Here is a 13,053-nt window from a genome sequence, read left to right as displayed (position 1 = left end):
CCCAGGCCCCTGGGAGGCCCCGTGTTCAACATGTTCGAGGAGCTCTTCGCCCCGGGACGCAAGCACACGCGCGACGAGCAGAACCGCCTGGAGCTGACCCGCACGGACGTCGGCGACGGCGACCCCGGACGCGGCCCGATAGACCTCGCGTCCGGAAAGGTCGTCGTACGCCGGTCGGAGCAGCCGGAAGAACCGGAGCGGCCGGAGGCTTCTCAGGAACTCTGACACCGGCTGGGGCTGTTCCCGGTCGGTGCACGCCGACCGCCTCGACGCGGGATGCTGGCAGCAGGACAAACTCCTCGGAGGAGCCGTGTTGTACCAGATCGAGTTCACCGAGCGTGCCGCCGCACAGCGCGACACGCTTCCCGAAGACCGACGCAAGCTCCTGGAGCGCGGGCTGCTGAAGCTGGCCGAGGATCCCTTCACGCCCGTGTCCCAGGCCGTCAGCGGCGAGGACATCCGTGTGGTGTCCGTCGCCCCGGGGCTGACCGCCGGCTACATGGTCCACCGGGCGTTCCTGATCCTGCTCTCGGTGGCACTCCTCGACCAGTCGTTGATAGACGAATAAGCCACTGCCGGACAGCTACGTCACCTGAAGCTCCAGAATCCGGTCGTCCCCGCCCTCCGGGGACCCTCTGCCGTCCGTCTCGCTCGTCACCAGCCACAGCTTGTCGCCGCCCGCCGACACGACCGTACGGAGCCTGCCGTACTCGTCCTCCAGGAACGCCTGCGGGTCGGCCGAGGTCTCCGTGCCCTTCAGCGGGACGCGCCACAGACGCTTGCCCTTCAGCCCCGCCATCCATATCGAGCCCTCGGCGTAGGCGACGCCGCTGGGGGACGCGTCGTCCGTGTGCCACTGGGCGACGGGGTTGTGGAACGCGTCGTCGTCGCTGTCGCCCTCCGCCTCGGGCCATCCGTAGTTGTCGCCCGGCTCGATCTGGTTCAGCTCGTCCCAGGTGTCCTGGCCGAACTCCGAGGCGAACAGGCGCTGCTTCGAGTCCCAGGCGAGGCCCTGCACATTGCGGTGGCCGTAGGAGTACACCGGGGAGTCGGGGAAGGGGTTGCCCGGGGCGGGCTCGCCCTCCGGGGTCAGGCGCAGGATCTTGCCGCCCGACGAGGCCTTGTCCTGCGACAGACCCGTCTCACCGCTCTCGCCCGTGCCCGCGTACAGCATCCTGTCCGGGCCGAAGGCGATCCGGCCGCCGTTGTGGATGTAGCCCTTCGGGATGCCCCGGAAGACCGTGTTCGGGGCGCCCAGCTGCTCGCCCGCCGGCTTCTCCTCCTCGTACAGCATCCGGGCGATACGGTTGTCCGAATCGGTGGTGAAGTACGCGTAGACCATGTGATCCGACGAGAAGGACGGGGACAGTGCGAGGCCCAGCAGACCGCCCTCACCGGCCGCGGAGACGCCCGGCACCTCGCCCACCTCGGTCTTCCTGCCCGTCTCCGTGTCGACGCGCGTGATCGTGCCCTCGTCACGGGAGGAGACCAGCAGATCGCCGTCCGGCAGCGGGGCCAGGCCCCAGGGCGTCTTCAGGCCCTCGGTGACCGTGCGCACCACCTTCACCGAGCCCTTGGCGGGCGGGGTCTGCTCGGCCCCCCGCGCCGGGGGCGACGACTCCGGGCTCGTACGTCCCGGTGACGCGCTGTCGTTGCCGCCCGGCCCACCGCCGTCCCCGCTCCCTCCCTCGTCGGAGGAGCAGCCGGCCGTGAGCAGGAGCGTGGCCGCGGCCAGTACGGCCGTCACAGCTCTACGTTGCACGATCATGGTCCTTTCGACGCGGCGGGTTCTCCTTGTCATACACCGCTCGCGCCTCACGAGTTCCCGATCACGGGTTCCCGATGCCCGCGGCCCGGTTCCGGCGTCAGTCCCACGACCCCTGTGCCCCGGGCAGTGCCGCCACCTCGGCCAGGTCCGCCGCCGACAGCCGCAGCCGCGCCGCCACCGCGTTCTCGGCCACCCACCGTTCCTGCTTCGCCCCGGGCACGGGCACCACGTGCCGGCCCTGCGCGAGGACCCACGCCAGCGCCACCTGGGCCGGGGTGACCTCCGGGCCGATCCGTGCCGCCACGCGGCGCAGGCCCGCCACGATCGGCTGGTTCGCCGCCATCATGTCGGCCGTGAAGCGGGGATGGCGGGCGCGGATGTCCTCCGGTTCGAAGCCCCCGCCCGGGGTCAGCGTCCCCGTCAGGAAGCCGTTGCCCAGGGGCATCGCCGCCAGGAAGCCGATGTCGCGGGCCGCGCACCACGGCAGCAGCGCGTCCAGCGCCTCCCTCGACCACACCGACAGCTCGGCCTGCACCGCGCTGACCGGAAACACCTGCTGCACCCGCTCCAGCTGGCGGATCGTCGCGTCGTGCAGCCGCGCCCCCGGCCGGCGCCCGGACCGCGCGCCCATCGCGGACAGCCCCAACGCCCTCACCTTTCCCGCCCGTACGAGTTCCGCCAGCGCGCCCCAGGTCTCCTCGACGGGTACCTCCGGGTCCGCGCGGTGCAGGTGGTAGAGGTCGATGACGTCCGTCTGGAGCCGGCGCAGCGAGGCGTCGCACGCCCGCTTCACGTATCCCGGGCGGCCGTTGGCCACGATGTGCTGATCACCCACCAGCAGACCGACCTTCGTCGACACGAAGGCGTCCCGGCGCCGCTCCTTCAACACCCGTCCCACCAGCAGTTCGTTGGTGAACGGGCCGTACATGTCGGCGGTGTCCAGGAGCGTCGAGCCCTCGTCCAGGGCCCGGTGCACGGCCCGCACCGACTCCTCGCCACGCTGCCGGGAGGCGCTGTACGCCCAGGTCATCGGCATGCACCCGAGGCCGACGGCCCCCACTTCGAGCGCCGCCGCGCCGATCGTCCTGCGCTCCACCTGGTCGTGAACCTCTCTCTCCTTGCCCCCCAAACCTAACCTCTGTACGCACAGGGGTTCGCCTACGCTCGTGACCATGACTGCTGACGTGTGGCTCCCCATCCCGCCGGAGGAGATCGAGGGCCTCCCCGAAGGGCCCGGCTACCTTTTCTGGAACGGCGACGACGACTACCCCGGGGACCCGGCCGACTGCGCGTTCTACGTCGTGCCGTACATGAAGCCCGTCGAGGTCTGTGTACGTCCCCTGCCGGAGATGACCCGCGTCCAGGTGCTTCAGACGCTGTCGGCGGGCGTCGACAACATCCAGCCCGGGCTCGGGCGGCTGCACCCGGGCGTGCGGCTGTGCAACGCGCGCGGTGTGCACGAGGCGAGCACCGGTGAGCTGGCCCTCGCCCTGATCCTGGCCTCGCTGCGCGGCATCCCCGACTTCGTGCGGGCACAGGACAAGGGGGAGTGGCGGGGCGGCTTCCGGCCGGCGCTCGCCGACAAGAGCGCCCTCATCGTCGGCTACGGATCGATCGGCGCCGCGATCGAGGACCGGCTCGCGCCCTTCGAGCTCGCGCGGGTGGCGCGCGTCGCGCGCTCTGAGCGCACCACGGCGCGCGGACCGGTGCACCCGCTCACCGAACTGCCCGCCCTGCTGCCCGAAGCCGACATCGTGATCCTCGCCACACCCCTCACCGATCAGACAAGAGGGCTGGTGAACGCCGATTTCCTGGCCCGGATGAAGGACGGCGCACTGCTCGTGAACGTGGCCCGCGGGCCCGTCGTCGACACCAAGGCGCTGCTCTCCGAGCTGGAATCCGGGCGTCTGACGGCCGCCCTCGACGTCACCGATCCGGAGCCGCTGCCTCCGGGCCACCCCTTGTGGCAGGCACCCGGCGTGCTCATCAGCCCGCACGTCGGCGGCCCGACCTCCGCGTTCCGGCCGCGCGCCGAGAGGCTGCTGGCGGACCAGTTGAGCCGTTTCATGAACCAGGAGCCGTTGCGGAACGTGATCCTTACGACGGGGGCGGTCGACGCATAGTCCGGTTCGGGCACCCTCCGCATTCCCCCGTATGCGGGGTGTGTCGGCACAGCCGTCGGCCGTTACGGAGAGTAGAGGAACTATGTCCCTGAGTGACGAGACTGGTGTATCGTCCCGACAGGGGCTGCGCCGCGAACCGTTCGGCGCCGGGGATGGACATTGCAGACTGTGAGGGGGGCGACGGGCGATGCACGGCCTATGGACGAACGATCCGACGCGGCGGGGCCGCCGACGGCGACCCTGGTGCACGGCCGCGCGCAGACGCGGCCACAGCAGCCATCACCAGCACCGCCGACACGGCGGTCGCCGGAGGCACACCCACACCGCGCCCCCGGCCCCCACCGCGCACCCGGCGCGACGGGGCGCGCGGGACGCGGTCGCGGTGCGGGCCCGGAGTGTCCGGTGAGTTCCCCCGGGGCACTGCTGGCCCGCCGGCCGGTCTTCGGCGGCGGGACGAACCTGGTCTCGCAGCTCGTGCTGGCCCTGGTGTGCGCGGGATACGCCGTCGGTTCCGCGCTCGGCTGGGGCTCCCCCCGACTCGCCCTGATCATGGGCGACTTCGGACTGAGTGTCGCGGCGGGCGCCGCGGCCGTGTCGTGCTTCCTCTACGCCCGGCGCCGCATCCGCTTTCGGCCCGCCTGGCTGCTGTTCGCCCTGTCGTCCGCCATGGCCTCCCTGGGCAACCTCGTCTGGGGCTGGTACGAGGTGGTGCTCGACCGGGCCGTGCCCAGCCCCAGCTTCGCCGACCTGTTCTTCCTGTGCTTCGCCCCGCCCGCCATCGTGGGACTCCTGGTCCTGGCCAAGCGGCCCGTGACGAAGGCCGGCTGGGTCTGCATGGTCCTCGACGCCTGGCTGATCGGCGGCTCGCTCCTCACCCTGTCCTGGAGCCTCGCCCTGGCGCAGGCCGCGAAGGCCGACGGGCCCAGCGTCGCGCACACCGCGCTGTCGCTGGCCTACCCGCTGCTCGACATCGCCCTCGTCAGCATGGTCCTCGCGCTGCACTTCCGGCGCTCCACCGTGAACCGCTCCGCCGCGAACACCGCGATCGGCGCGCTCGCCCTGACCGTGGGCTGCGACGCCCTGTTCACCTCGCCCCTGATGCACAACAACTACCACTCGGGCCAGCTGCTCGACGCGGGCTGGTTCGCGGGCTCGCTGCTGCTGGCGTACGCCCCATGGGTCGGCTCCGGGCACGGCGGCCCGGGCGAGTCCGACGGGCACACGCGTGTGGTGCACGAACACCGCCCCGGACGGCAGCACCCGGGCAGGCCCGACGGACGCGGGCCCGCACCCCGCCAGGGCCGGGCGCCCGCCCCCAGGCAGGGGCATCCGCCCGCACCGGGAGGCGATCACGGCAGGTATCCGTTCACCCGGCCCATCACCGGGTCCCTGGCCGCGCTCACGCCGTACCTGGCCGCCGCCGTGTGCACGCTGGGCGTCCTCTACAACGTTCTCAACGGCCGCAGCCCCGACCGCGTGGTGCTCATCACCGCGGGTGGCGTCGTCCTCGCGCTGGTCGTGCGCCAGGGCATCATGCTGCTCGACAACATCACCCTCACCCAGGAACTGGCCCAGAAGGAGAACCACTTCCGCTCCCTGGTGCAGGGCTCCAGCGACGTCATCATGATCGCCGCTCCCAACGGGATTCTGCGGTACGTCAGCCCGGCCGCCGCCGGGGTCTACGGACGGTCCGCGGAGGAACTCGTAGGCACCGAACTGGCCCACCTCATCCACCCCGAGGACCTGGGCTGCGTGGTGCACGAAGTGCGCCGCTTCCTCGCCGCCAGCCCCGACGACGAACCCACCACCCGCATCGAGTGCCGCTTCAAGGCCGGCGGCGGGGGGACCTCCCGGCCGGAGGCTGGGGGAGAAGCCGAGAGCGGGGGAGGCTGGCTGAACGTCGAGTCCACCGTCAACCGGCACCACGGCGGCCTCATCTTCAACAGCCGGGACGTCACCGAACGGGTGCGGCTCCAGGCCCAGTTGCAGCACAACGCCGAACACGACCCGCTCACCGACCTGCCCAACCGCGCCCTGTTCACCCAGCGCGTGCAGCAGGCCCTGTCCGGCCGCCGTTCCACCGACCGCGGCACGGCCGTCCTCTTCATCGACCTCGACGGCTTCAAGGCCGTCAACGACACGATCGGACACCAGGCGGGCGACGAACTGCTCGTCCAGGCCGCCCGCAGGCTCCAGGACTCGGTCCGGTACGGGGACACCGCCTCCCGGCTCGGCGGCGACGAGTTCGCCGCCCTGATCGTCGGGGACGGCACCCGGGACCGTGCCGCGCGCGAACGCCAGATAGGGGAGCTGGCCGACAGACTGCGGCTCACCCTCTCGCAGCCCTACGAGATCGACGGCAACGATGTCCGGGTCAACGCCTCGATCGGTGTCGCCTTCGCCGAGCCCGGCCTCGGCGCGGGCGAGCTGCTGCGCAACGCCGACCTGGCGATGTACCGGGCCAAGGCCTCCGGCAAGGGCCGCGTCGAGCTCTACGCGCCCCAGATGCAGCAGGACGTCGTACGGAAGGCGGAACTGGCCACCCGGCTGCGTGCCGCACTGCACGACGGCGAGTTCACGCTGCTGCACCAGCCCGTGGTGGAACTGGACAGCGGCCGGATCACCTCGGTCTGTGCCCAGGCGCGCTGGCGCTCCTCCCAGGGAGTGCTCTTCACGCCCGCCGAGTTCCTGCGCGTCACCGAGGACAGCGACAGGACCGCCGAGCTGGACCGCTGGATGCTGGAGCAGGCCGTCGAACAGGCCGCCGAACGCGCCGCGACCGGGCTCGCCGTACCCGTCGCCGTCCGGATGAGTGCCCGGCGGCTCCTCGACCGCTCGCTGCCCCTCGGGTCGATCGAGACCCTGCTGACCCGCCACGGGCTCCCCACCGGCGCCCTGGAGATCGAACTGACGGACACCGACCCCCGGATCTCCCTGGACGAACTGGAGCGCCGGCTGAACGCCTTCAGATGCCTCGGCGTCCGGATCGCGCTGGACGGCTTCGGCAGCGGCTACGCGCCGATCACGGCACTGCGGAGACTCCCCGTCGACGTGCTGAAACTCGACCGCGGTCTGGTCGAGGGCGTCGTCGAGTCCCCGCGGCTGCACAAGATCACCAGCGGCCTGCTCAGAATCGCCGCCGACCTCGGGCTGCCGTCCGTCGCCGACGGCGTGGACCTGCCGGACCAGGTGGTCGCCCTGCGCGCGATGGGCTGCACGCACGGGCAGGGCATGGCGTTCTCCGGGCCGCTGGACGAGTACCGGCTGCGCCGGGCACTGTCCACCGGCCGCTACCCGGTGCCGAACGGTCCGGCCGAGCCCGCGTTCGCGGGCGGCGGCAGCGGGGTGTACACAAGTACAGGTGTGCCCGCTGTTTTCGGGGGCGGAACCGCCCTCCGTTCACATAATGAGACTCCCGTCCCACCCACTTGACAGTCGGTGCGTGCCGGGGGGAGGGTCGACCCCATGCGCACCCGAATTCTCGTACTTGGAAAGCGCGTCGGCTGACGCTGGTGAACGTTTCGGACGGACCCGGAACTTCCAGCGACCGCACCCGGCGCGCTCCCCTCGCTTGCCTCACGGCACGAGGGGTTTTTTGTTGCACCGGCGCAGGTCGGGCCGCAACGCACACCGTACAAAACTCGCAAAAACCCTCAGCATCGAGAAGAGAATGCCGATGACCGAGCAGGCCACCGGGGCCCATCACCCGCAGCCGCGGCCCCGTTCCGGAGGACAGCAGTCCGCCCCCGAGCACGTCACGGGTGCGAAGTCCCTCATCCGCTCGCTTGAGGAGGTCGGGGCCGAGACGGTATTCGGCATTCCCGGCGGTGCGATCCTTCCCGCGTACGACCCGCTGATGGACTCCACACGGGTGCGGCACGTGCTCGTGCGGCACGAGCAGGGCGCGGGTCACGCGGCCACCGGCTACGCGCAGGCCACCGGCAAGGTCGGCGTCTGTATGGCGACCAGCGGCCCCGGTGCCACCAACCTGGTGACCCCGATCGCCGACGCGCACATGGACTCGGTGCCGCTCGTGGCGATCACCGGGCAGGTCGCGTCCAAGGCGATCGGCACGGACGCCTTCCAGGAGGCGGACATCGTCGGCATCACGATGCCGATCACCAAGCACAACTTCCTGGTCACCAAGGCCGAGGACATCCCCAAGACCATCGCCGAGGCCTTCCACATCGCCTCCACCGGCCGCCCCGGCCCGGTCCTGGTCGACATCGCCAAGGACGCCCTCCAGGCCCAGACCGTCTTCCAGTGGCCGCCGGTCACCGACCTGCCCGGCTACCGCCCGGTGACCAAGCCGCACGCCAAGCAGATCCGCGAGGCGGCCAAGCTGATCACCGCCGCCAAGCGGCCGGTGCTGTACGTCGGCGGCGGTGTCATCAAGGCCAAGGCCACCGCCGAGCTGAAGGTCCTCGCAGAACTCACCGGAGCGCCCGTCACCACCACCCTGATGGCGCTCGGCGCATTCCCCGACAGCCACCCGCTGCACGTGGGAATGCCGGGCATGCACGGTGCGGTCACCGCCGTCACCGCGCTGCAGAAGGCCGACCTGATCGTCGCCCTCGGAGCCCGCTTCGACGACCGTGTCACCGGCAAGCTGTCCAGCTTCGCCCCGCACGCCAAGATCGTCCACGCCGACATCGACCCGGCGGAGATCGGCAAGAACCGCGCCGCCGACGTCCCGATCGTCGGGGACGCCCGCGAGGTCATCGCCGACCTGGTCCAGGCGGTCCAGAAGGAGCACAGCGAGGGCCAGACCGGCGACTACGCCGCCTGGTGGAAGGACCTCAACCGCTGGCGCGAGACCTACCCGCTGGGCTACGAGCAGCCGGACAACGGCTCGCTCTCCCCCCAGCGGGTCATCGAGCGCATCGGACAGCTCGCCCCCGAGGGCACGATCTTCGCGGCGGGCGTCGGCCAGCACCAGATGTGGGCCGCGCACTACATCCAGTACGAGAAGCCCGCGACCTGGCTGAACTCCGGCGGCGCCGGAACGATGGGCTACGCGGTCCCCGCCGCGATGGGAGCCAAGGCCGGCGCACCGGACCGTACGGTCTGGGCGATCGACGGCGACGGCTGCTTCCAGATGACCAACCAGGAACTCACCACCTGCGCGCTCAACAACATCCCGATCAAGGTCGCCATCATCAACAACGGCGCCCTCGGGATGGTCCGCCAGTGGCAGACCCTGTTCTACAACCAGCGCTACTCCAACACGGTGCTGCACTCCGGGCCGGACGACGTCAATCCGGCGGCCAGGGGCACCCGTGTCCCCGACTTCGTCAAGCTGTCCGAGGCGATGGGCTGCTACGCGATCCGCTGCGAGTCCCCCGACGACCTCGACAAGGTCATCGAGGAGGCGAACTCGATCAACGACCGCCCCGTCGTGATCGACTTCATCGTCCACGAGGACGCCATGGTGTGGCCGATGGTCGCCGCCGGCACCTCGAACGACGAGATCATGGCCGCCCGGGACGTCCGCCCCGACTTCGGCGACAACGAAGACGACTGAGCGAGAGAGACGTAAAGAGACATGTCCAAGCACACCCTCTCCGTCCTCGTCGAGAACAAGCCAGGTGTCCTCGCCCGGATCACCGCCCTGTTCTCCCGGCGCGGCTTCAACATCGACTCGCTCGCCGTCGGCGTCACCGAGCACCCCGAGATCTCCCGCATCACCATCGTGGTCAACGTGATCGAGGCACTTCCCCTCGAACAGGTCACCAAGCAGCTCAACAAGCTCGTCAACGTGCTGAAGATCGTCGAACTGGAATCCGGCTCGGCCGTTCAGCGTGAACTCGTTCTGGTGAAGGTGCGCGCGGACAACGAGACGCGTTCCCAGATCGTCGAGATCGTCCAGCTGTTCCGTGCCAAGACGGTCGACGTCTCCCCGGAGGCCGTCACCATCGAGGCCACCGGCAGCAGCGACAAGCTGTCCGCGATGCTCAAGATGCTGGAGCCGTACGGCATCAAGGAACTGGTGCAGTCCGGCACGATCGCGATCGGGCGCGGCGCGCGCTCGATCACGGACCGGTCCCTGCGGGCCCTCGACCGGTCGGCATAGCCGGCGTCAAGGACGGCGGATACGGGCGGCCGGGTGATACCGGCCGCCCGTATACCGAGACCCCCGAACCTCACTTCCGCCCGCCGTCATACGGTGGGACGCAACACCTGCACTCAAGGAGAGAACCCAAAGTGGCCGAGCTGTTCTACGACGCCGACGCCGACCTGTCCATCATCCAGGGCCGCAAGGTCGCGGTCATCGGTTACGGCAGCCAGGGCCACGCCCACGCGCTGTCGCTCCGTGACTCGGGTGTCGACGTCCGCGTCGGTCTGCACGAGGGCTCCAAGTCGAAGGCGAAGGCCGAGGAGCAGGGCCTGCGCGTGGTGACCCCGGCCGAGGCCGCCGCCGAGGCCGACGTCATCATGATCCTCGTCCCGGACCCGATCCAGGCCCAGGTCTACGAGGAGTCCATCAAGGACAACCTCAACCAGGGCGACGCGCTGTTCTTCGGTCACGGCCTGAACATCCGCTTCGACTTCATCAAGCCCCCGGCCGGCATCGACGTCTGCATGGTCGCCCCCAAGGGCCCGGGCCACCTCGTGCGCCGCCAGTACGAGGAGGGCCGCGGCGTTCCGTGTATCGCGGCCGTCGAGCAGGACGCGACCGGCAGCGCCTTCGCGCTGGCCCTCTCGTACGCCAAGGGCATCGGCGGCACCCGCGCCGGCGTCATCAAGACGACGTTCACCGAGGAGACCGAGACCGACCTGTTCGGTGAGCAGGCCGTTCTCTGCGGTGGTACGGCCGCGCTGGTCAAGGCCGGTTTCGAGACGCTGACCGAGGCCGGCTACCAGCCCGAGATCGCGTACTTCGAGTGCCTGCACGAGCTGAAGCTGATCGTCGACCTCATGTACGAGGGCGGCCTGGAGAAGATGCGCTGGTCGGTCTCCGAGACCGCCGAGTGGGGCGACTACGTCACCGGCCCGCGGATCATCACGGACGCCACCAAGGCCGAGATGAAGAAGGTCCTCGCCGAGATCCAGGACGGCACGTTCGCGCGTGAGTGGATGGCCGAGTACCACGGCGGTCTGAAGAAGTACAACGAGTACAAGTCCCAGGACGAGAAGAGCCTCCTGGAGACCACGGGCAAGGAGCTGCGCAAGCTCATGTCCTGGGTCGACGACGAGGCGTAGGTCTTCGGGGAATGGGGCCGCGGCGCATGCTGCGGCCCCATTGCCGAACCCCCGGTAAGGCCTTGTCCGCGCTGACCGGTCACGGATGAGTGATCCTTCCGCAAGGGCGGGAGCCGCCCTTCGCCGCGCCACTACACTGCCGTACTACCAACGCGTCAGGCCCACAGCGTCGTGCGTCTTCCACGCGGTAGCACCTCCACCGCCTGCGGCCGTCGGGACGGCCGTCCGCATAGGACTGAGTGAGGACCTCACGTGAGCTCGAAACCTGTCGTACTCATCGCTGAAGAGCTGTCGCCCGCGACTGTCGACGCGCTCGGCCCGGACTTCGAGATCCGGCACTGCAACGGAGCGGACCGAGCCGAACTGCTCCCCGCCATCGCCGACGTCGACGCGATCCTGATCCGCTCGGCCACCAAGGTCGACGCGGAGGCGGTCGCCGCCGCCCGCAAGCTGAAGGTCGTCGCACGAGCCGGCGTCGGCCTGGACAACGTGGACGTCTCCGCCGCCACCAAGGCCGGCGTGATGGTCGTCAACGCGCCCACCTCGAACATCGTCACCGCCGCCGAGCTGGCCTGCGGTCTGCTGCTGGCGACCGCACGCCACATCCCGCAGGCCAACACCGCGCTCAAGAACGGCGAGTGGAAGCGCAGCAAGTACACCGGCGTCGAGCTGGCCGAGAAGACCCTCGGTGTCGTGGGCCTCGGGCGCATCGGCGCGCTCGTCGCGCAGCGCATGTCCGCGTTCGGTATGAAGGTCGTCGCCTACGACCCGTACGTCCAGCCTGCCCGGGCCGCGCAGATGGGCGTCAAGGTGCTGTCCCTGGACGAGCTCCTGGAGGTCTCCGACTTCATCACCGTGCACCTGCCGAAGACGCCCGAGACCCTCGGTCTCATCGGTGACGAGGCGCTGCACAAGGTCAAGCCGAGCGTGCGCATCGTGAACGCCGCGCGTGGCGGGATCGTCGACGAGGAGGCGCTGTACTCGGCGCTCAAGGAGGGCCGCGTCGCCGGCGCCGGTCTCGACGTGTACGCGAAGGAGCCCTGCACGGACTCCCCGCTGTTCGAGCTGGACGAGGTCGTCTGCACCCCGCACCTCGGCGCGTCCACGGACGAGGCGCAGGAGAAGGCCGGTATCGCCGTCGCCCGTTCGGTGCGTCTCGCCCTCGCCGGTGAGCTGGTCCCGGACGCGGTGAACGTCCAGGGCGGTGTCATCGCCGAGGACGTCAAGCCGGGTCTGCCGCTCGCCGAGAAGCTCGGCCGCATCTTCACCGCGCTCGCGGGCGAGGTCGCGGTCCGTCTCGACGTCGAGGTGTACGGCGAGATCACCCAGCACGACGTGAAGGTGCTCGAACTCTCCGCGCTGAAGGGCGTGTTCGAGGACGTCGTCGACGAGACCGTGTCGTACGTCAACGCCCCGCTGTTCGCCCAGGAGCGCGGCGTCGAGGTGCGGCTGACGACCAGCTCGGAGTCGGCCGACCACCGCAACGTCGTGACCGTGCGCGGCACGCTCAGCAGCGGCGAGGAGGTGTCGGTCTCCGGCACCCTGGCCGGTCCCAAGAACCACCAGAAGATCGTCGCGGTCGGCGAGTACGACGTCGACCTCGCGCTCGCCGACCACATGGTCGTGTACCGGTACGCGGACCGGCCGGGCGTCGTCGGCACGGTCGGCCGGATCTTCGGCGAGGCCGGGATCAACATCGCCGGGATGCAGGTGTCCCGGTCGGTGGCGGGCGGTGAGGCGCTGGCCGTCCTGACCGTCGACGACACGGTTGCCCCCGGTGTGCTGGCGGAAGTCGCCGAGGAGATCGGGGCGACGTCTGCCCGCTCGGTCAACCTGGTCTGAGGTGACCGTCGTCCGGGGGCTGCCGCCCCCGGGCCCCCGCTGCGGCCTGAACGGCCTCGTCCTCAATCGCCGGACGGGCTGGGATTGCCGGGCGGCGCTGAAAAGTAACCGTTGGCC

At 70.3% G+C, this 13,053-nt stretch carries 10 protein-coding genes; 8 read left to right on the top strand and 2 right to left on the bottom strand.

Features of this window, described 5'->3' with window-relative positions; translation table 11 throughout:
• Positions 1-21 precede the first annotated feature (21 nt).
• A complete protein-coding gene (locus tag OG595_RS11000; protein WP_329270558.1) occupies positions 22-225 on the top strand; it encodes a DUF6191 domain-containing protein in 204 nt (67 codons plus the stop codon).
• 85 nt (positions 226-310) lie between these two features.
• Positions 311-568, top strand: coding sequence for a type II toxin-antitoxin system RelE family toxin (locus OG595_RS10995; RefSeq protein ID WP_329270556.1), 258 nt, complete (start codon positions 311-313; stop codon positions 566-568).
• A gap of 15 nt (positions 569-583) precedes the next feature.
• Here OG595_RS10995 and OG595_RS10990 read toward each other — a convergent pair whose 3' ends face one another.
• Together OG595_RS10990 and OG595_RS10985 are read right to left on the bottom strand one after the other, a co-directional pair.
• On the bottom strand, positions 584-1,768 hold the full coding sequence (locus OG595_RS10990) for a PQQ-dependent sugar dehydrogenase (protein WP_329270554.1): 1,185 nt from the start codon (positions 1,766-1,768) through the stop codon (positions 584-586).
• Positions 1,769-1,865: 97 nt separating this feature from the next.
• A complete protein-coding gene (locus OG595_RS10985) occupies positions 1,866-2,864 on the bottom strand; it encodes an aldo/keto reductase (RefSeq protein WP_329270552.1) in 999 nt (332 codons plus the stop codon).
• Positions 2,865-2,940: 76 nt separating this feature from the next.
• On the opposite strand from OG595_RS10985, the gene OG595_RS10980 reads away from it, so the two are divergent.
• The 6 genes from OG595_RS10980 (at position 2,941) to serA (ending at position 12,936) form a co-directional block, all read left to right on the top strand.
• Positions 2,941-3,891: a 2-hydroxyacid dehydrogenase gene (locus OG595_RS10980; protein WP_329270549.1), complete on the top strand. Its 951-nt coding sequence runs from the start codon at positions 2,941-2,943 to the stop codon at positions 3,889-3,891.
• 402 nt (positions 3,892-4,293) lie between these two features.
• Positions 4,294-7,323 carry a putative bifunctional diguanylate cyclase/phosphodiesterase gene (locus OG595_RS10975; RefSeq protein ID WP_329270547.1) on the top strand — a complete coding sequence of 1,010 codons (3,030 nt, stop codon included), beginning with the start codon at positions 4,294-4,296 and terminating at the stop codon, positions 7,321-7,323.
• Positions 7,324-7,561: 238 nt separating this feature from the next.
• Complete coding sequence (locus tag OG595_RS10970) at positions 7,562-9,415, top strand: acetolactate synthase large subunit (protein WP_329270544.1); 1,854 nt, start codon at positions 7,562-7,564, stop codon at positions 9,413-9,415.
• Between the two features lie 21 nt (positions 9,416-9,436).
• Positions 9,437-9,964, top strand: coding sequence for an acetolactate synthase small subunit (gene ilvN, locus OG595_RS10965; RefSeq protein WP_053739835.1), 528 nt, complete (start codon positions 9,437-9,439; stop codon positions 9,962-9,964).
• A 131-nt stretch (positions 9,965-10,095) separates the two neighbouring features.
• Positions 10,096-11,094 carry a ketol-acid reductoisomerase gene (gene ilvC, locus OG595_RS10960; protein WP_329270538.1) on the top strand — a complete coding sequence of 333 codons (999 nt, stop codon included), beginning with the start codon at positions 10,096-10,098 and terminating at the stop codon, positions 11,092-11,094.
• A 252-nt stretch (positions 11,095-11,346) separates the two neighbouring features.
• A complete protein-coding gene (serA, locus tag OG595_RS10955; RefSeq protein WP_329270536.1) occupies positions 11,347-12,936 on the top strand; it encodes a phosphoglycerate dehydrogenase in 1,590 nt (529 codons plus the stop codon).
• The last annotated feature ends 117 nt before the right edge of the window (positions 12,937-13,053 follow it).

This window comes from Streptomyces sp. NBC_01451 (assembly GCF_036227485.1).
In the GTDB taxonomy this organism is placed as follows: domain Bacteria; phylum Actinomycetota; class Actinomycetes; order Streptomycetales; family Streptomycetaceae; genus Streptomyces.
This window is presented reverse-complemented; position numbering and strand designations above follow the sequence as displayed.